The sequence below is a fragment of the Nonomuraea sp. NPDC049400 genome (assembly GCF_044466425.1).
Taxonomy (GTDB): domain Bacteria; phylum Actinomycetota; class Actinomycetes; order Streptosporangiales; family Streptosporangiaceae; genus Nonomuraea.
On sequence record NZ_JBITMP010000040.1, the window covers coordinates 35,855 to 53,706 of the forward strand.

A 17,852-nucleotide genomic window follows, 5' to 3' on the forward strand; every position below is an offset into this window, starting at 1 on the left:
CGCGCAGCAAGGCGGTCCGCACCCCATACTGGACAGCATGGACGGCGGCCTGATCCTCCTGGTTTTCCTGGCGCTGCTGTTCGCCTGGGGCCTCAACCGCGTGCGCCGGGCGTTCCGCCTGGGGCCGGTCGGCTATGCCGGCGTAATGATCGTCTTCATCATCGCCATGCTGCTGGTCTGGGGTCAGACCAAGCTCTAACCGGGCATGCCCTCGACGAAGCGGGTGAGGAGCCTGGCGAACTCGGCCCGCTCCTCCCCCGACCACCCCTCCATGGCCGCCGCGAACGCCGCCTGCCTGCCGCGGTGCGCCTGCTCCAGCGCCGCCCGCCCCGCCTCGGTCAGCACCAGCCACGCCCGGCGTCCGTCCGCCTGATCGGCCTCCCGCCTGATGAGGCCCGCCGTCACCGCCGCCGCCACGAGCCGGCTCGCCCTCGGCTGATCGACGCTGAGCGCCTGCGCGACCGTGGACACGGTGACGGGCTCGGCGGCGCTCTCGAGGACGTCGAGCACGTCGAACTCGGGGCCGGGGGCGCCCTGCGTCTTCGCCAGCGCCCGCCTGCTCTGTCGTCGCCTGATCGCGATCATCGCCTGTTCGATCGCGGCAATTTCGTTGTCTTCATACATATAGTTGCTATTGTACATGTATGGAGAAACTCATCGGCCACTGGCTGAAGCATCTCGACAACCTGCTGGAGAGCGCGCTGGAGGAGGCCCTCCAGGGCACCACCCGGCGGGAGTGGCAGGTGCTCAACGCGGTGGCCCACGACAGCACCGACCCCATGCCGTTCACCGGAGTGGACGAGGCCGTGGAGCGGCTCGCCGCCAGGGGCTGGCTGGCGGACGGCAAGCTCACCGACGAGGGCAGGGCGGCGCACGCGCGGATCTCCGAGCAAGTCGGCCGCTTCAGGCAGAAGGTGACCGAGGGCGTGAGCCCGCAGGAATATCAGGCGACCGTCGATGTGCTGCGTCGCATGAGCGCCAACCTCACGACATAGCGCTGGCTTCCAGCACGACGCGGGCCACGAGCTCGGGATCGTCGCTCATCGGCACATGGCCGCAGCCCTTCAGCAGCTTGACCCGCTGCCCCGACCACCGCGCCGCGCGGATGGCCTGGCGGCGCAGCAGGAGCCGGTCGTGCTCGCCCCACGCGATCGTGATGGGCGACTTGGGCGGCGCGGGCGGCATCAGTCCGGCGAACGACTCAAGCGTCTCGTCGAAACCGCTCGCCTCGCTCAGCGCCTGCGCAGCCGCCGACAGCGCCTGCGGCTCCAGCCTGGACGGGTGGGCGACCAGGATCCCGGTGGACACGCTGCTCAGCAGCGGGGTGCTGCCGAACCTGGCCCCCGCCCGCAAGGCACGCAGCATCGTCTGGGCGTAGAGCAGCTCGGGGCGGGACCAGAAGCCGGCGGGCGACAGGGCCGTCGCCGAACGTACGACGCCGCGCGAGGCCAGCTCGAGCGCGATGTAGCCGCCGAGCGAGTTGCCCGCCACGTGCGGCTCGCGTACGCCGAGTCGCGCGCAGAACGACTCGACCGCGTCCGCCAGCGACTCGGCGGTATAGGGGATGCCCTCAGGCAGCCCCGGCGAGACCCCGAAGCCGGGCAGGTCGATCGCGATCACCGTGCGCGAGGCGGCGAGCCGGTCCATCACGGGCAGCCAGGCCTGCCAGTGGTGGCCGATGCCGTGAATGAGGATCAGCGGCGCACCGGTGCCTCGTCGCTCGAACGCCAGCTCCATACCGCCAGCTAATCACTCACCTGCCGCGAGTGGGAATCTCGAACCAGACCGCTTTGCCTTCCCTGGTGGGACGTGATCCCCAGCGTCGGGCCAGCTGGTCGACGAGGTAGAGGCCGCGCCCGCCCTCGTCGTTCTCCCCCGCGCTGCGGATGCGCGGCAGCCGCAGGTCCTGGTCGAAGACCTCGACCCAGACCGACTCCTCACCTCTGCGCAGCCTGAGCGTGAACTCCTTGTCGCCGACCACTTCGTCCTCGAAGCCCGGCATGTCCCAGGACTCCTCGAACGGCAGCGGCGGCCCCTCCACGACCAGCTCCCTGCGCGGGATGCTGGCGGTGGCCGCGTGGAGCACGACGTTGGTCACGACCTCGGAGACGAGCAGGCAGGCCAGCTCGGCCCGCTCCTCTGGGACGTTCCAGCTGGAGAACGCCTCCGACGCCATGCGGCGCGCCTCCCCCACCATGATCGGCTGGGCGGGGAACGTGCGCTCCTCGACGTCGAGGTCGACGTCGCTGGAGCGGAGGACCAGGATCGCCATGTCGTCGTCGATCTCGCCGGGCACGGCCACGGTGGCGGCGTCGGCGATGCGCTCGACCTCGGCGCCGGACATCTTGGCGAGCTTTTCGCAGAGCACGCCGAGCGTCTCCTCCTCGCTCGCCATCTGCCCGTCGCGGCCCGGGCGGCGGTCGACCAGCCCGTCGGTGTAGAGCAGCAGCGCGGCGCCCGGCGGGAGAGTGCGCGTCTCCTCCTTGTAGACCAGGTCGGCGTGCAGGCCCTTGGCGCGGACGCCGAGCGGCTGGCCGACCTCCTCGATGTCGAGCTCCAGGCACTGGCCGTCGACCAGCAGCAGCGGCGGCGCGTGGCCCGCGTTGGCGAACGACAGCTGGCGCGACCAGGCGTCGTAGACCAGGTATTGGCAGGTCACGATGGGCGGGATGCTGACCTCGGCGCCGTTGTCGTCATGCTCGGGCGTGGCGATGATGCGGGTCCACTCGTCGAGCCTGGCCAGGATGTCGGCCGGCGACTTGTCGTCCTGGGCGAAGGCCCGCAGCGCCGCCCTGAGCTGGCCCATGATGGCCGCCGCCTTGGCGCCCCTGCCCTCGACGTCGCCGATCACGATGCCGACGCGGCCGGCCGAGAGCGGGATCACGTCGTACCAGTCGCCGCCGACCTGGGTCTGGATGCCCTGCCCGTGTGAGGCGAGCGGCGCCGCCGGGTAGTAGCGCACCGCGATCTCCAGGCCGTCGAGCTGCGGCAGCGCCCGGGGCAGCAGATATTTCTGGAACGACTCCGCCGTGTGGCGCTCCTCCTCGAACAGCAGCGCGTTGTCGATGGCGAGCGCGACCCTGGTGGCGATGGCGCCCACGAAGTCACGGTCGAAGGCGTCGTAGTGGGGGCTGCGCCGGTCGGTGAGATTGGACAGGCCGAGGTACATCAGCCCGAGCGTCTCACCGCGCACCAGCAGCGGAGCGACGATGGCGGAGGTCATGCCGATCTCGCCGCACAGCCGCGCGCTGCCCTCGCTGGGGGCAGGAAAGCCGCCGCTGGAGGCGAAGCTCTCGACCAGGATGGTCTCCTGGCGGCGCAGCGCCGTGTCCGCGTAGTGGCCGGTGGGGTAGCGGATCTCCGCGCCCACCGGCTTCCATGTGCCCGATGGCGGCGTCCACCCCTGCACGTGTTGTGAGACCCGGCGGACGAGCCTGTCGCCCTCCATCAGCTCGATGAAGCAGTGGTCGGCGAACTGCGGGACCAGCATCTCGGCGACCCGCTTGAGCGTCTCCTCGACGTAGAGGGAGCCCGCCAGCCGCTCGCCGATGCGCTCGAGCAGGCCGAACCGGTCCTTCTCCCGTTCGTTGCTGCGCAGCGCCTCGCGGGCCATGATGACGATGCCCGTCACCGAGCCCGAGGCGTGGCGCAGCGGCACAGCCTGGGCGCGTACGTAGAGAATGGTGCCGTCGCCGCGCCTGACGTCGAACGTGCCCTCCCACACCCCGCCCTTGAGCACGTGCTTGGCCAGGTCGATGGCGAGCGGGTGGTCCTTCTCCAGAATCCCGAGGGACAGGACGGGAGTGTCACGCGAGGGCGACTTACGGCCGAAGAGCTTCTCGGCGAACGGGTTCCAATAGAGGAGATTGCTGAAACGGTCGGTGACGACCACCGCCATCTCGGCGTGGTCAAGCACAGATCCGGCATTAAGGTGATCAGCCGTTTCCTGTGACAGATCCCCCCAACGGTTCATCCGGAGACCACTCCTTGGGGTGGCATGCACGCAAAGCGGACCACGGGCGCTCCTGCAACAGTCTTGGCCAGGGGAGAGTGGAGGGCCTCCCAGGAGGGATTCAACCAAGCAGCTGCGTGCGCGTCAGCGCTTGGAGACAAAAACGTGCGCGGCGACATCACGCGGAAGCTCCGCGGGAGTGTCGTTTGCGTCACCGTCACCTGTCACCCGCACACCGTCGTCGCTCGCCGCGAGCGTCACCTCGCGTCCGGGTTGTATCCCAACTTGCTTGAGTTTAAGCATCACAGCAGGATCGCTTTGCACTTGTTCGCTAATTCGCCGCACGACGACAGGTGTGTCTCTCGGGCCTGCCACGTCCGACATCGATGCCAGCACGTTGGCGGCGCCCTCGGCGGCCTCCTTGGCGCCCAGCTCGCCCAGCCCGGGGATGGGGTTTCCGTGCGGGCAGACCGTGGGGTTGTCGAGCAGCGTCACCAGGCGCGACTCGACCGACTCCGACATGACGTGCTCCCAGCGGCACGCCTCGATGTGCACTTCTTCCCACGGAAGGCCGATCACCTGGGTCAGCAGGCACTCGGCGAGCCGGTGCTTGCGCATCACCCGCGTGGCCAGCGTGCGGCCCAGGTCGGTCATCGACAGATGCCGGTCGCCCTCCACGCGGACGAGGCCGTCGCGCTCCATGCGGGCGACGGTCTGGCTCACGGTGGGCCCGCTCTGCTGCAAGCGCTCCGCGATGCGGGCGCGAAGGGGGACGATGCCCTCCTCTTCGAGCTCGTAAATCGTGCGGAGGTACATCTCCGTGGTGTCGATCAGGCCGTGTGCGGTCAAGGCAGTCCTCCCAAGTAAATGGTACGCCGGTCGGGTGGGGACTGAGCCCGTCCGCATCGGGCACAGGAGCCTCAGGAACCCTATTGGGAGAACGACCGACGATGGTTAAGGACGGCAACAAATCAGCGGCCGAGTTCCTTCCCGACAAGCGCGATCTTGACTCGCTGCGCCAGGCGGCGGCCTGCTGCGAGGGCTGCGACCTCTACCGGAACGCCACGCAGACCGTGTTCGGCGAGGGCCCGGTGGAGGCCAGGTACATGCTGGTGGGCGAGGTGCCCGGGGACCAGGAGGACCGGCAGGGGCACCCGTTCGTGGGCCCGGCGGGGCGCCTGCTGGACAAAGGGCTGGAGGAGGCGGGTATCCAGCGTGATGACGTGTACGTCACCAACGCGGTCAAACATTTCTCCTTCACGCTGCGCGGCAAGCGGCGGATCCACCAGAAGCCGACGGCCGCCGAGATCACCGCCTGCCATCCGTGGCTCGACGCCGAGCTGGCCGTGGTGCGGCCGGAGGTGATCGTGGTGCTCGGGGCGACGGCGGCCAGGGCGCTGCTGGGGCGGGAGTTCCGGGTGACGCAGCAGCGGGGGGAGCCGGTGCCGCTCGGGGACGCGCTCGCCGTGGCCACCGTGCACCCGTCGGCCGTGCTGCGCGCACCCGACAGGGACCTCGCGTACAAGGGCTTCCTGGCCGACCTGAGGGTGGCGGCCGACCTGACGTGACGCCGACAGGCCGATGCTCAGGCCCGACCTGAGGTGACGCCAACTGGCCCGGTGGTCAGGGCTTCTTGGCCGACCCCAGAGTGGCCGGCGTGACGCCGCGGGCCCGGTAGTTGCGGAAGCCGGCCACGGAGAGGCCGACGACCAGCACCGTGACGGCGCAGGCGATGCCACCGCCCACCCAGGCCCCGGTCAGCCCGAACGCGGTCGCCGTCGCCCCGGCCCGCAGGTCGCCGAGGCGCGGCCCGCCCGCCACGACCACCATGAACGCCCCCTGCATCCGACCCCGCATCTCGTCGGGCGCGTACAGCTGCAGGATCGACTGCCGCCACACCGACGAGATCACGTCCGCCACGCCTCCCACGGCCATGAACGCCACCACCAGCCAGAGCTCGTGCACGAGCCCCGCGGCGGCCACGGCCAGGCCCCAGACGGCGATGACCACGACGAGCGCCACGCCCTGCCGCGAGACCCGGCTCACCCAGCCGGAGAACAGCGCCCCGACGACCGAGCCGATGGCCATGGCGGAGGTCATCAGGCCGAGCGCCAGGCTGGAGCCGCCGAACCGCTCGGCGGTCAGCTCGGGGAAGAGCGCGCGAGGATGGGCGAACACCATCGCGATGATGTCCACCACGAACGACATCAGCAGCACCGGGCTGCTGACGATGAAGCTGAGCCCCTCGAGCACCGCCCTGGCCCCCGGACGTGTCACCCCGCCCAAAGGGGGCAGTGAGGGCAGCCTGAGCGCCGCATAGAGGCTGCCGGTGAAGAGCAGGGCGTCCAGCGCGTACGCCGCCGCGAACCCGCCGGCGCCCAGCGCGACCGCGCCGATCATCGGCCCCAGCACGGCGCCGATGCTGAAGACGAGCGAGTTGAGCGCGTTGGCCGCGGGCACCAGCTCCTTGTCCAGGATCCTCGGGATGATCGCGCCCCTGGTCGGGCTCGTGATCGCGAAGCCGGTGGCGTTCAGGGCGACCGCGGCGAAGATCAGATAGATGTTCCCCAGCTCGAGCAGCGCCTGCGCGAGGATGAGCAGCGTCGCCGCCCAGGCGATGAGCGAGCCGGCGATGAGCAGCTTGCGCCGGTCCACGGCGTCGGCGACCGCCCCTCCCCACAGGCCGAAGACGACCAGCGGGATCAGGTTGGCCATGCCCAGCAGCCCGACGTGGAACGAGGAGTGGGTGAGCTCCCAGACCTGCTGCCCGACCGCGACCACGGTCGCCGCGACACCTACGTGGGAAACGGACTGGCCAAGCCATAGCCGCCGATACTCGGGCACACCAAGCGGCCGGGTATCTACCAGATGACGCTTGACCAGCTCCGCGATCGCCACTCAAGGCACATTAAGGCGCGAGCCTTTCCAGGACCCAGCCGGGTCGCGTACGCCGGTAGCGGAGCCTGTCGTGCATCCGGTCGAGCTGCCCCTGCCAGAACTCCACCTCGATCGGATAGACCCGGAAACCACCCCAGAAGTCGGGCACCGGCGGATTTTCCGGCCAGCGCGCTGCCAGCTCCGCATAGCGGGCGTCCAGCTCCTCCCTGGAGCGCACGACGGCCGACTGGCGCGACGCCCAGGCTCCGATGCGCGAGCCGTACGGGCGGGAGTTGTAGTACGCGGCCGACTCCTCGTGGGAGATTCGCGTCACAGTGCCCTCGATACGCACCTGGCGGCGGATCGGGTGCCAGGGGAAGAGCAGCGACGCGCGGGCGTTCTCGGCCAGATCGCGGCCCTTGCGCGACTCGTAGTTGGTGTAGAAGACGAAACCGCGTTCGTCATAGCCCTTCAGCAGGACCGTCCTGGCGCTGGGCCGGCCGCCCGCGGAGGCGGTGGCAAGGATCATGGCGTTGGGTTCGGGCAGGCCGGTCTCCAGCGCGTCCTGCAACCACTTGGTGAATTGCTCAATCGGTTCGGACGCAAGATCGGATTCGAGCAGCGGCTCGCCCTCGTACGTACGGCGAAGCCCCGCCAGCACGGGCGGGCGCGGGGTGGCATCCACGAGAAGGTATTCTTGCGCGCTTGTGTGGTAGATCCCATGCACCCCCTCTCACCAGCGGGTTTGGCCTTACAGCGGGTCCGGAGACCGAGCACGACCTGGGAAGGGGTTAAATTGACCCGCCGGTATCTCGACATCAAGGCATTGCCCAAACATGGCATAGGGAAAGGGAGGCGGCCGAGTATGTCCGACTTCAAACCCGGGCTCGAAGGCGTCGTAGCTTTCGAGACCGAGATCGCGGAACCGGACAAAGAAGGGGGCGCCCTTCGATACCGGGGCGTCGACATTGAGGAACTGGTCGGCCGTGTCCCGTTCGGGGCCGTCTGGGGCCTGCTGGTCGACAACAAGTTCCAGCCGGGCCTGCCGCCCGCGGAGCCGTACCCCATCCCTGTCCACTCCGGTGACATCCGCGTAGACGTGCAGAGCGCGCTGGCCATGCTGGCTCCGGCCTATGGCTTCAAGCCCCTGCTCGACATCAGTGACGAGGAGGCCCGCGACCAGCTCGCCCGCGCCTCCGTCATGGCTCTCTCGTTCGTCGCGCAGTCCGCGCGCGGGCTCGGCCTGCCCATGGTGCCCCAGAGCCGGGTCGACGAGGCCAAGACGATCGTCGAACGCTTCATGATCCGCTGGCGCGGTGAGCCTGATCCCAAGCACGTCAAGGCCATCGACGCTTACTGGACCTCCGCTGCCGAGCACGGCATGAACGCCTCGACGTTCACCGCCCGCGTCATCGCCTCCACCGGCGCCGACGTGGCCGCCGCGCTCTCCGGCGCCGTCGGCGCCATGTCGGGCCCGCTGCACGGCGGCGCCCCGGCCCGCGTCCTGCACATGATCGAGGGTGTCGAGCAGCTCGGCGACGCCAAGAAGTACGTCCAGAGCGAGCTCGACAAGGGCAACAGGCTCATGGGCTTCGGCCACCGCGTCTACCGCGCCGAGGACCCGCGCGCCCGCGTGCTCCGCCGTACCGCCAAGGAGCTCGACGCGCCCCGCTACGAGGTCGCCGCGGCGCTGGAGCAGGCCGCGCTGGAGGAGCTGCACGCGCGCAAGCCCGACCGGGTGCTGGCCACCAACGTCGAGTACTGGGCGGCTGTGGTGCTGGACTTCGCCGAGGTGCCGTCGCACATGTTCACCTCGATGTTCACCTGCGCCCGCACGGCCGGCTGGGCCGCGCACATCCTGGAGCAGAAGCTCACGGGCCGGCTCGTCCGTCCCAGCGCGAACTACGTCGGCCCGGCCTCCCGTCCTCTTGGCGACGTGCCCGGCGCCGCCGAGGTCGCCGGCACCGTCTGACGCTGATCCGTACGGCTGCCGCCACTGCCGCGGCAGCCGTCCATCAGGTCAAGGATCGGGCAGCAGTTCCCTGACACAGGTCTCACGATGCGGACCCCGGTCCAGGGCATTCTTGCGGGCTCAGTACGCTGGGCACGTGGCTGACATCGTGATTCCCGCTGACATCAAGCCCGCCGACGGCCGATTCGGCTGCGGGCCCTCGAAGGTACGCACCGAGCAACTGGCCGCGCTCGCCGCCTCCGGCGCGAGCCTCATGGGCACCTCCCACCGCCAGAAGCCGGTCAAGAACCTGGTCGGCCGCGTACGCTCCGGGCTCGCCGACCTCTTTTCGCTCCCCGAGGGCTATCAGGTCGTGCTGGGCAACGGCGGCACCACCGCGTTCTGGGACATCGCCGCCTTCGGGCTGATCCGCGACAAGTCACAGCACCTGTCGTTCGGTGAGTTCTCCTCGAAGTTCGCCGCGGTCACCAAGAAGGCCCCGTGGCTGGCCGAGCCCAGCGTCATCAAGTCCGAGGTCGGCACCCACCCCACCGCGGTGGCCGAGGAGGGCGTGGACGCGTACGCGCTCACCCACAACGAGACCTCGACCGGCGTCGCCATGCCGATCAAGCGCGTGGGCTCCGACGACTCGCTCGTGCTCGTGGACGCCACCTCCGGCGCCGGCGGCCTGCCCGTCGACATCACGGAGTCCGACGTCTACTACTTCGCCCCGCAGAAGAGCTTCGCCTCCGACGGCGGCCTGTGGATCGCGATCATGTCGCCGCGCGCCCTGGCCAGGGTCGAGGAGATCGCCGCGACCGGCCGCTACGTGCCGGAGTTCTTCAGCCTGCCGGTCGCGATCGACAACTCCGCGAAGGACCAGACCTACAACACGCCGGCCGTGGCCACGCTGTTCCTGCTGGCCGACCAGCTCGACTGGATGAACTCCAACGGCGGCCTGCCCTGGACCACCGCCCGCACGGCCGAGTCCAGCCAGCGCCTCTACACGTGGGCCGAGAAGTCGTCCTACGCCACGCCGTTCGCCGCGCCGGAGTTCCGTTCGCAGGTGGTCGGCACGATCGACTTCTCCGACGCCGTCGACGCCGCGGCCGTGGCCAAGGTGCTGCGCGCCAACGGCATCGTCGACACCGAGCCCTACCGCAAGCTGGGCCGCAACCAGCTGCGCATCGCGATGTTCCCGGCCGTCGACCCGGCCGACATCGAGGCGCTCACGGCCTGCGTCGACTACGTGGTCGAGCGCCTCGGCTGACCCGTCCGGCGCGACAGCTCCTCCAGGAGGGCGAGCGCGTCCTCTAACTCGACGCTCTGCGCGAACCCGGCCGGCACCGGCGACCTGTCGTTGCCGGCCGACAGCGCTTCGAGCACGAGGTCGGTGACGCGCTCCTCGCGCTCCAACCCCCCGGCCCGAATAATAGGAACATTCTTGCCCGAAAAGCTCAGATCCGGCCAGGCGCTCACCCGGTCGAAGAGCCTCGGTTATCTCATGTTCGCCAGCCGATGGCTCCAGGTCCCCCTCTACCTCGGCCTCATCGTGGCTCAGGCGGTGTACGTGTGGCAGTTCGCGCTGGAGCTCTGGCACCTGATCGAGACGGTGCTCCTGCACGCCGCACCGACCACGGAGAGCGCGCCGTCAGCCGAGGTCGTGGTCATGCTCACCGTCCTGGCGCTCATCGACGTGGTGATGATCTCCAACCTGCTGATCATGGTGATCATCGGGGGCTACGAGACCTTCGTCTCCCGCATCGACCTCAACGACCATCCCGACGAGCCGGAGTGGCTCTCCCACGTCAACGCGAACGTGCTGAAGGTCAAGCTGGCCACGGCCATCATCGGCATCTCGTCGGTGCACCTGCTGCAGACGTTCATCAGGGCCCAGTCGACGCCCAACGACAAGATCATGTGGCAGACGGTCATGCATCTCGCCTTCGTGGCCTCGGCCATCGGCCTGGCCTACATCGACCGCCTGCTGTCCACCTCCCCGGCCGAGCACACGCGCTCGCATCTCTAGCCGCCATCCGGCAGGGACTCGGTCGGGTCGTTCGTGGGCTGCTGCACGATCCCGCTCAGCCTGACGTAGGTGGGTTTGCCGGGGAGGTTCTGGTGGATCACCAGGAGCGCCGAGCCGCTCGTCCCGGCTACCGCCGGCTCGAACCACACCTTGAGTGTGCACTCGTCATTGACCTCGAGGTCCTGGTGCGCGCAGGCATCGTCGTGGCGGAAATCTCCGGCTGATTCTCCCGCGAATTCGATGTCGGAGATCTTCAGTGTGGCGGTGCCCGTGCTGAGAATGTGCACTTCTCTCGCGCAGCTATCGCCGACGCATAATTCCAGGGATTTCGGCGTCACGGCGATGTTGGGCGCCCGTTTCGACCCTCCTGGCCGACTGCTTGGAACGGTGTTGCGCTTCGTGTCGGACTCCGCCGGATCGCCGCCGATCTTTATCTGGCCGGATGTGATCAGCGCCGCTGTGATCGTCGCGGCGGCGGCGATCACGGCCGCGGCGATGGCCGCTCCTCGGGTCGACATGACGCCCTCCCAACAAGTGACCGCGAATCCGGCCGCATCCCGTATGTGCGCGCCGATTCGATCGCATTTCAGTTTTCGCTATCCGCGGGGTCCTGTCCACGAGATTTCAGCGCCCTTGATCGCGTACTTTCCAGCAAAGGCACGGCGCTCCAAGCGGGATCCCGTCAGGGGGCGTCCACCCAGTCCGCCTCCTCGCCGGTGAGCCGCCGCCACTCGGCCGACACCCCCTCGGGGTCCGCATCCCCGGCGGCGCGCAGCCACATCGCCGCCGCCTGCGTCTCGGCGTCCAGCTCGATCAGCAGGTGGAGGCTTTTCAGCAGCGGCTCGATCGCCTCCACCGGGCGCCCGCACTCGACCAGCAGCCCACCGCGCAACGACAGGCAGTGCGCCAGCGCCTCGGGCTCCCCGATCCCGCCGTCGCGGATCGCGATCGCCTCGTCGATCGGGGCCAGGCCCTCGGCGTGCCGGTCGAGCAGGGCGTACCGGATGGCGTTGTTGGCCAGCGCGGTGGCCAGGCGGTCCAGCCCTCTCCCGTCACGGGCGGCGGCCAGGCTGTCTGGCCGGGTGCCGGGCGAGGCGGCGGCCAGGCGGCGGAACGCGGCCACCGCCTCCTGTATGGCCGCCAGTGCCTCCTCCGGGCGGCCGGCGTCGCCGTAGGCATTCGACAGGTTGTTGAGCTCGGTGGCGAGGCTGCTCAGATGCAGGTCGGGACTGGTGGCGGCGAGGTCGCGGAGCAGGGCCACGGCTCGCTCCGCGCGTTCGACCGCGTCGTCGTGCCGGCCCATCTCGGCGCGGCTGGATGCCGCCGTCGTCAGCGTCGAGACGAGCCTGGGCACGTGGTTGTCCGGGTCGAGCTCGGCGAGCCTGTGCTCGATGGCGGTCGCCTCCTCGCTCGCCGCCACGCTCTCTGCGGCGCGACCGGCCTCCTCGTACAGGGTGGACAGTGTGACGAGGGCGTGCGCCAGCTCCGACTGCCAGTGCTCCCTCTCGAAAGAGCCCGGCTCGGCATCGGCCATGTGGCGGCGCTGCAGCGCCACCGCCTCCTCGGCGGCTGCCAGCGCGGCCTCCTGCCGCCAGGGCGGGCAGGCGCTGGCGAACACCCGCAGCGCGTCGGCAAGGCCGGGGGTGTGGTCCGGGCCGAGGCGGCGGTTGAGTGCCACGGATTCCTCGGCGGCGGCCACCGCCTCCGCCTTCCGGTCCACGACCAGGTAACGCTCGGCGAGGTAGGCCAGCGCCGTGGCCAGATCGCTCACGACCTCTCTGTGCCTCTTCGGCACGCGGAAGGGCCACAGGCGGCCGGTCGCGGTCGCCCGCCGGGCGTCCTCCCTGGCGACCGCGACCAGCCGCTCCGCCGCCCGTACGCCGAAGTCGCGCAGCACCGATGTCGACATCGGCGTCGCCATCGTCAGGACGAGCAGTTCGCCGTAGGCAAGGCCCTCCTCTTCCTCCACGAAGGACGCCAGCGCGGCACGCAGCGCCTCCGGACGTTCGGCGTGCGTCGTGATGTCGAGCATCGTCACGACCAGGTGCCAGTGCCTGATGCCGAGCAGCGAGCGGAAGATCGAGCGGAAATGTTCCTGTTCGCGGGCCGAGGCTCGGGCCAGCACCTCCAGCGCCCGCTGACGCTGCTCGACGGTCGCGGCGGGCAGGAGCACGTTCAGCAGCTCGGGGGTGTCCCTGGTGACGGTCGCGACCAGGTGCTCGCCGATCCGGTCCGGCTGGAGGGCGCCCCAATACTCTTCCGCCGGGGCCGGGTAGAGGCCGTGGATCCAGCGTGCCGCCGCCTCCCGCCGGTCGGCGTCGGTGTCGGCCCAGCCCGGCACCGCCTCCAGCGTGGCCCCCGCCTGCGCCGCGTCGTCGGCACCGCACAGCGCGGCCGCGGCGATCGCCCGTTCGAGCGACTTGGGGTTGAACGTCAGGCCCGCCGCGGCCGCCGTACGCTGCCAATAGCGGCGTTCGTGGTTGAGCAGGACGTCCTCGACCGCGTCCGATCCCGCCACCTCGACCGGATGATCGCCCGACTGCAGCAACTCCACGAGTGCGGCCATCTGGATGGTCAGGATGGACGCGCGGGCGTCGGCGCGCAGCCAGGCGGGCGGATCGATGGCCGTGGCCGCCGAGGCCCATGCGTGGCCGCCGAAGCCGGGGATGCGTTCGAGGTGGCCGGCGAGGTCGCGTAAGGCGTCGCCGAAGGCGGCACGGCGGCCGCCCTCGTCGGGTTCGAGCGGCTGGAGGGTGTGCACGACGGTCCCGGACAGCGCCGCCTCCAGGTCGGGGTGGCCGGTGCGGAGCTGCGTCCACCACTCCCCGGCGGTGCGGGCCAGCAGCAGGATCCGTACGGCCGGCCCGTCGCCGCCGTGCAGCACCTGCTCCAGCAGGTGCACCACCTGGTCATGCCGGCTCTCGGCGTAGTCCACGACGACGATGAGCGGTACCGTCGTCTGCGCGAAGGCGGCGTAGGCGGCCGGGTCCACGCGCCGGGACAGCAGGTGGCCGCCGACGAAACCGCGCTCGTACAGGTTGTTCAACAGCCGCCGCGACAGCCTGGTCTTACCCTGCCCACCGGGGCCGGCCAGCAGGCGCACGGAGACCCCGCCGCCTTCGCACCAGGCGGTCAGCTCCTCCAGCAGCTCCTGCCGGCCGCGGAAGGCGACCACCTCGGCGTCGGCGCGCAGCAGGAAGGCGGGCGAGCGGAGATCGGTCCGGACCTGGGGCGGGTCCAGCAGTCCGGCCAGTTCCACCGACTCCAGCAGCGGTACGCAGCCGGTCGCTTCCCTGATCAGGACGTGAAAGTCCGGGTCGGCCAGGAGGTCCTGAGCGCGGGTGGCGGCCAGACGGCCGCCGTAGGCCATGCGATCTTGTGAGACGACGCCGATCACGAGCCGGCCGTCGGCGGACAAGACGGCCGCACCGGACATGCCCGCCCACGGGGACTCGCCCGGCGCCCCTGGCCTGGGCAGCGAGTCGTCCACGTGGATCTCGTAACGGCCGGCGGAGGCGGCGGTGCCCGGATTGACGTGACCGGACAGCTGCTCCTCCCACCGTCCGCTCTCCTCGCGCTGCGCCCTCGGGTAGCCGGTGGCCTGGCAGGGGACGCCCGGTCTGGTGCCGGTGAGCCGCCCCCACCGCACCGGACGCCTGCCGGGCCCCTCGTCCGCGCCGGGTAACCGGATCAGCGCCGCGTCCACGGCTCCGGAGCGGCGCCGCCACACCACGATGCCCGCCGACTCCTGCCCGGTCCGCCCGACGATGACCTCTTGGCCCACGTCCTCGACCACGTGGGCCGAGGTCAGCACCAGCGACGGGGCGACGAGGAAGCCGCTGCCGAACGCCTTGCGGCCGTCGCCCGCCCGGGCGCGCACGTACACAGCTCTCGCGGACTCAGCGACCACGCCCCACCTCCACGTACGATCTAGCTTTCCCAGAAACGTGGGCCGCGATGGGAGGTCGCCGTGAGCGATTCCGAATGGGTGGAGCTGGACGACGCGATCACCGCGTTACGGAGGCAGCTCGAGGAGGCACGCAAGCGGGGTGCGGACGAGGACCTGAAGTTCGCGCTCGGCGAGGTGACCGTCGAGTTCGGCATGGAGGTCCGGAAGGAGGGGTCGGGCAACGCGGGAGTGCGCTTCGGGGTCGTCTCCGTGGGCGCCAAGGGGACGGTGGCCAAGAACGTCACGCACAAGGTGACGATCAAGATGACGCCGCGGACGAGCACCGGGGAGTCGGTGGACGTCGGCGACGAGGACGACTGGTAGTCGGCTAGTAGGCGGGGATCTGGCGCTTGCGTCGCAGCACCCAGCCGGCCACCACGCCGCCGATGAGCCCGAACAGGTGGCCCTGCCAGGAGATGCCCTGCTGGTTGGGCAGCAGGCCGGCCAGGATCCCCCAGTACGCGATCCCCACGCCGACGGCGATGACGATGTCGAGCAGCCTGCGGTCGAACAGGCCGCGGGCCAGGATGAAGCCGAAGTAGCCGAAGACCAGGCCGCTCGCGCCGACCGTGTAGACGCCGGGGCTGGTCAGCCAGGTGCCGAAGCCGCCGATGAGGATGATCAGCACGCTGGCCCACAGGAACTTGCGCAGGTCGCGCAGCCCGGCCAGGAAGCCCAGGATCAGCAGCGGCAACGAGTTGGCCATGAGGTGGCCGAAGCCGCCGTGCAGGAACGGGGCGAACAGGATGCCGATCAGGCCGTCGGGCTCCCACCCGATGATGCCGAACTCCCGGTCGAGCGTGCCGTTGAGGAAGAAGTCGACGCCCTCCACGACCCACATGACGGCGAGCATGGCGACCACGACGATGAGGGCGCTCAGGGCACCGGAGAGGAGGGCCCCGGCGCCGCGCTTGGCCGACTCGAACCTGGAACCCGAATAGTCGCTCATGCGCCTCTCCTGGTACGTCGCTTTCTCTTTCTTTACCGTAGCCAGGAACGCTTATGCGCGCGCTAAAGGCGTCCGCTGTTGCGCCGCACGCGAACCGGTGCGGGGAGCCGCCCCAGAGACGGGCAGCGGGGAGGGCGCGGGTGGCGCGCCCTCCCCCGGTTATTCGCCCTTCCACTTGGGCGGGCGCTTCTCGGCGAAGGCCGCGGCGCCCTCCATGGCGTCCTTGGAGCCGAAGACCGGCCCGACGATCGCGCTCTGCTTGGCGAACATCTCCTCCAGCGACCAGTCCGCGGACTCGATGATCACCTTCTTCGTGGCGGCGAGGGCCAGCGGCGCGTTGGCGGCGATCTTGCGGGCCAGCTCCAACGCCCCCTCGAGCGCCTCACCCGGCGACGTGATCCGGTTGACCAGGCCCAGCTCGTACAGGCGCAAGGCCGGGTAGTGGTCGCCGGTCAGGGCGATCTCCATGGCCACGTGGTACGGGATCCGGCGCGGCAGCCGCATGATGCCGCCCGCGCCCGCCACCAGGCCGCGCTTGGGCTCGGGCAGGCCGAACGTGGCCTCCGACGAGGCCACGATGACGTCGCACGACAGCGCCAGCTCGAAACCGCCCGCGAGCGCGTACCCCTCCACGGCGGCCACCAGCGGCTTCTTCGGCGGCGACTCGGTCAGCCCGCCGAAGCCGCGCCCCTCGACCACCGGGAAGTCGCCGGACAGGAACCCCTTGAGGTCCATGCCCGCGGAGAAGGTGCCACCGGCCCCGGTAAGGACATAAGCGGAAATGTCGGGACGAGCGTCCAGCGTGTCCAGCGCCTCGGCGATCCCCCGCGCCACCGCCCCGTTCACAGCATTACGAGCTTTTGGGCGATTTATCGTGATAACGGCGACGTTCTCGGACTCCTCGACGAGCACTTCGTCAGACAACGAGACCTCACTTGGGCTGGAAGCGGATGCCGCCGTCGAAGCGGACGACCTCGGCGTTCATGTAGTCGTTCTCGATCAACGACCGCACCAGGTGCGCGAACTCGTCGGGCCGCCCCATGCGCTTGGGGAACACCACCGGCGCCACCAGCTTGGCCTTGAACTCCTCCGCGTTGTCCGAGAAGCCGTAGATCGGGGTGTCGATGATGCCCGGGCAGATCGTGTTCACCCGTACGCCGATCGCGGCCAGGTCGCGCGCCGCGGGCACCGTCATGCCCACGATGCCGCCCTTGGAGGCCGAGTACGCGAGCTGCCCCGTCTGGCCCTCCAGCGCCGCCACGGAGGCCGTGTTGATCACGACGCCCCGCTGCCCGTCCTCGTCGGCCGGCTCGGTCTTGGCGATCGCGGCGGCGGCGATGCGCATGAGGTTGAACGTGCCGATCAGGTTGATCTCGATGACCTTGCGGTAGGAGGCCGGATTGTGCGGGTTGCCGTCGCGGTTGACCGTGCGCTCGGCCCAGCCGATGCCGGCGCTGTTGACCACCACGCGCAGCGGCTTGCCGGTGGCCACGGCGGCGTCCACGGCCGCCTGCACCTGGTCGTCGTCCGACACGTCGGTCTTGACGAACACCCCGCCGATCTCGTCGGCGACGGCCTTGCCGCGCTCCTCGTTGAGGTCGGCGACGACCACGGTGGCGCCCGCGCGGGCCAGCTCGCGCGACGTGGCCTCACCGAGGCCGCTGGCACCGCCGGAGATGATTGCTGCAGATCCGTTCACGTCCATATCCCGGACCCTAACCCGCAGACCGAATGAAGTTCTACTCGGGGTGCGGTCAAATCTCGCCCACGGCGCTGTCGACGTCGGAGTACACCTTGATGCGCCGGTCGAGACCCGTCGTGCGCAGAATACGCGCCACGGGCGCCTGGGGAGCCGCCAGGGACACGCCTCCGCCCTCGCCCGTCGCCAGCCGCCAGGCCTCGATCAGCACCGACAGCCCGCTGGAGTCCATGAACGACAACTGCTGCAGATCGAGCACGAGCTTGGCGCTGTCCTGCTTGATGGCGTCACGCACCTCGTCGCGCAGGAACGGTGCGGTGAACAGATCGAGCTCGCCCTCAACGGCCACCACCACGGCATCGCCAAGAGCGTGTCGCGCAAGCCGCAGCTTCATTTGGCCCCTCCTCGATGAGCCACTGTACTTCGACATCCCCGGGTACTGGGCA

General features: G+C 69.9%; 20 protein-coding genes. 7 read left to right on the top strand and 13 right to left on the bottom strand.

What is annotated here, in order from left to right; genetic code table 11:
- Positions 1-37 precede the first annotated feature (37 nt).
- Positions 38-199 (top strand): hypothetical protein, encoded by a 162-nt coding sequence (locus tag ACIBVN_RS42960; RefSeq protein ID WP_349446638.1) that lies wholly within the window; start codon positions 38-40, stop codon positions 197-199.
- Here ACIBVN_RS42960 and ACIBVN_RS42965 read toward each other — a convergent pair.
- Positions 196-624, bottom strand: coding sequence for a MarR family winged helix-turn-helix transcriptional regulator (locus tag ACIBVN_RS42965; RefSeq protein WP_397146062.1), 429 nt, complete (start codon positions 622-624; stop codon positions 196-198). The two genes, ACIBVN_RS42960 and ACIBVN_RS42965, sit on opposite strands and share 4 nt — an antisense overlap.
- 20 nt (positions 625-644) lie before the next feature.
- Between ACIBVN_RS42965 and ACIBVN_RS42970 the strand changes: the two genes are divergently transcribed.
- Complete coding sequence (locus tag ACIBVN_RS42970) at positions 645-995, top strand: MarR family winged helix-turn-helix transcriptional regulator (protein WP_397146063.1); 351 nt, start codon at positions 645-647, stop codon at positions 993-995.
- Here the strand turns inward: ACIBVN_RS42970 and ACIBVN_RS42975 are convergent.
- The 3 genes from ACIBVN_RS42975 to ACIBVN_RS42985 all read right to left on the bottom strand — a co-directional run bounded on the left by ACIBVN_RS42975 (position 985) and on the right by ACIBVN_RS42985 (position 4,801).
- Entirely contained in the window at positions 985-1,737 is a 753-nt protein-coding gene (locus ACIBVN_RS42975) for an alpha/beta fold hydrolase (RefSeq protein WP_397146064.1), read from the bottom strand. The genes ACIBVN_RS42970 and ACIBVN_RS42975 overlap by 11 nt on opposite strands.
- A gap of 16 nt (positions 1,738-1,753) precedes the next feature.
- A complete protein-coding gene (locus ACIBVN_RS42980) occupies positions 1,754-3,973 on the bottom strand; it encodes a SpoIIE family protein phosphatase (RefSeq protein WP_397146065.1) in 2,220 nt (739 codons plus the stop codon).
- A 123-nt stretch (positions 3,974-4,096) separates the two neighbouring features.
- A complete protein-coding gene (locus tag ACIBVN_RS42985; protein WP_397146066.1) occupies positions 4,097-4,801 on the bottom strand; it encodes a metal-dependent transcriptional regulator in 705 nt (234 codons plus the stop codon).
- 101 nt (positions 4,802-4,902) lie between these two features.
- On the opposite strand from ACIBVN_RS42985, the gene ACIBVN_RS42990 reads away from it, so the two are divergent.
- The gene (locus ACIBVN_RS42990; protein ID WP_397146067.1) at positions 4,903-5,520 is read left to right on the top strand and encodes a UdgX family uracil-DNA binding protein; all 618 of its coding nucleotides are present in this window, start codon (positions 4,903-4,905) and stop codon (positions 5,518-5,520) included.
- 55 nt (positions 5,521-5,575) lie between these two features.
- On the opposite strand, the gene ACIBVN_RS42995 is transcribed toward ACIBVN_RS42990, so the two are convergent.
- Together ACIBVN_RS42995 and pdxH are read right to left on the bottom strand one after the other, a co-directional pair.
- Positions 5,576-6,850 carry an MFS transporter gene (locus ACIBVN_RS42995; RefSeq protein WP_397146068.1) on the bottom strand — a complete coding sequence of 425 codons (1,275 nt, stop codon included), beginning with the start codon at positions 6,848-6,850 and terminating at the stop codon, positions 5,576-5,578.
- A gap of 10 nt (positions 6,851-6,860) precedes the next feature.
- Positions 6,861-7,514: a pyridoxamine 5'-phosphate oxidase gene (gene pdxH / locus ACIBVN_RS43000; protein WP_397146069.1), complete on the bottom strand. Its 654-nt coding sequence runs from the start codon at positions 7,512-7,514 to the stop codon at positions 6,861-6,863.
- A 180-nt stretch (positions 7,515-7,694) separates the two neighbouring features.
- Between pdxH and ACIBVN_RS43005 the strand changes: the two genes are divergently transcribed.
- Together ACIBVN_RS43005 and serC are read left to right on the top strand one after the other, a co-directional pair.
- Complete coding sequence (locus tag ACIBVN_RS43005; RefSeq protein ID WP_397146070.1) at positions 7,695-8,801, top strand: citrate synthase 2; 1,107 nt, start codon at positions 7,695-7,697, stop codon at positions 8,799-8,801.
- 136 nt (positions 8,802-8,937) lie between these two features.
- The gene (serC, locus tag ACIBVN_RS43010) at positions 8,938-10,050 is read left to right on the top strand and encodes a phosphoserine transaminase (protein WP_397146071.1); all 1,113 of its coding nucleotides are present in this window, start codon (positions 8,938-8,940) and stop codon (positions 10,048-10,050) included.
- Here the strand turns inward: serC and ACIBVN_RS43015 are convergent.
- A complete protein-coding gene (locus ACIBVN_RS43015) occupies positions 10,026-10,196 on the bottom strand; it encodes a hypothetical protein (protein ID WP_397146072.1) in 171 nt (56 codons plus the stop codon). The genes serC and ACIBVN_RS43015 overlap by 25 nt on opposite strands.
- Positions 10,197-10,224: 28 nt before the next feature.
- Here ACIBVN_RS43015 and ACIBVN_RS43020 point away from each other — a divergent pair, with 28 nt between their 5' ends.
- The gene (locus tag ACIBVN_RS43020) at positions 10,225-10,809 is read left to right on the top strand and encodes a TIGR00645 family protein (RefSeq protein WP_397146073.1); all 585 of its coding nucleotides are present in this window, start codon (positions 10,225-10,227) and stop codon (positions 10,807-10,809) included.
- Here ACIBVN_RS43020 and ACIBVN_RS43025 read toward each other — a convergent pair.
- Both ACIBVN_RS43025 and ACIBVN_RS43030 read right to left on the bottom strand, forming a co-directional pair.
- A complete protein-coding gene (locus tag ACIBVN_RS43025) occupies positions 10,806-11,294 on the bottom strand; it encodes a hypothetical protein (RefSeq protein WP_397146074.1) in 489 nt (162 codons plus the stop codon). The two genes, ACIBVN_RS43020 and ACIBVN_RS43025, sit on opposite strands and share 4 nt — an antisense overlap.
- Positions 11,295-11,491: 197 nt before the next feature.
- Complete coding sequence (locus ACIBVN_RS43030) at positions 11,492-14,719, bottom strand: trypsin-like peptidase domain-containing protein (RefSeq protein WP_397146075.1); 3,228 nt, start codon at positions 14,717-14,719, stop codon at positions 11,492-11,494.
- Between the two features lie 60 nt (positions 14,720-14,779).
- Between ACIBVN_RS43030 and ACIBVN_RS43035 the strand changes: the two genes are divergently transcribed.
- Positions 14,780-15,082, top strand: coding sequence for a trypco2 family protein (locus tag ACIBVN_RS43035; protein WP_397146076.1), 303 nt, complete (start codon positions 14,780-14,782; stop codon positions 15,080-15,082).
- A gap of 4 nt (positions 15,083-15,086) precedes the next feature.
- On the opposite strand, the gene ACIBVN_RS43040 is transcribed toward ACIBVN_RS43035, so the two are convergent.
- From ACIBVN_RS43040 to ACIBVN_RS43055, 4 genes are all read right to left on the bottom strand, one after another.
- The gene (locus tag ACIBVN_RS43040) at positions 15,087-15,707 is read right to left on the bottom strand and encodes a rhomboid family intramembrane serine protease (RefSeq protein ID WP_397146077.1); all 621 of its coding nucleotides are present in this window, start codon (positions 15,705-15,707) and stop codon (positions 15,087-15,089) included.
- 159 nt (positions 15,708-15,866) lie between these two features.
- Positions 15,867-16,631 (bottom strand): crotonase/enoyl-CoA hydratase family protein, encoded by a 765-nt coding sequence (locus tag ACIBVN_RS43045; protein WP_397146078.1) that lies wholly within the window; start codon positions 16,629-16,631, stop codon positions 15,867-15,869.
- Positions 16,632-16,638: 7 nt separating this feature from the next.
- A complete protein-coding gene (locus ACIBVN_RS43050) occupies positions 16,639-17,412 on the bottom strand; it encodes an SDR family NAD(P)-dependent oxidoreductase (RefSeq protein ID WP_397146079.1) in 774 nt (257 codons plus the stop codon).
- A gap of 49 nt (positions 17,413-17,461) precedes the next feature.
- Positions 17,462-17,800 carry an STAS domain-containing protein gene (locus ACIBVN_RS43055; protein WP_091080528.1) on the bottom strand — a complete coding sequence of 113 codons (339 nt, stop codon included), beginning with the start codon at positions 17,798-17,800 and terminating at the stop codon, positions 17,462-17,464.
- Positions 17,801-17,852 lie beyond the last annotated feature (52 nt).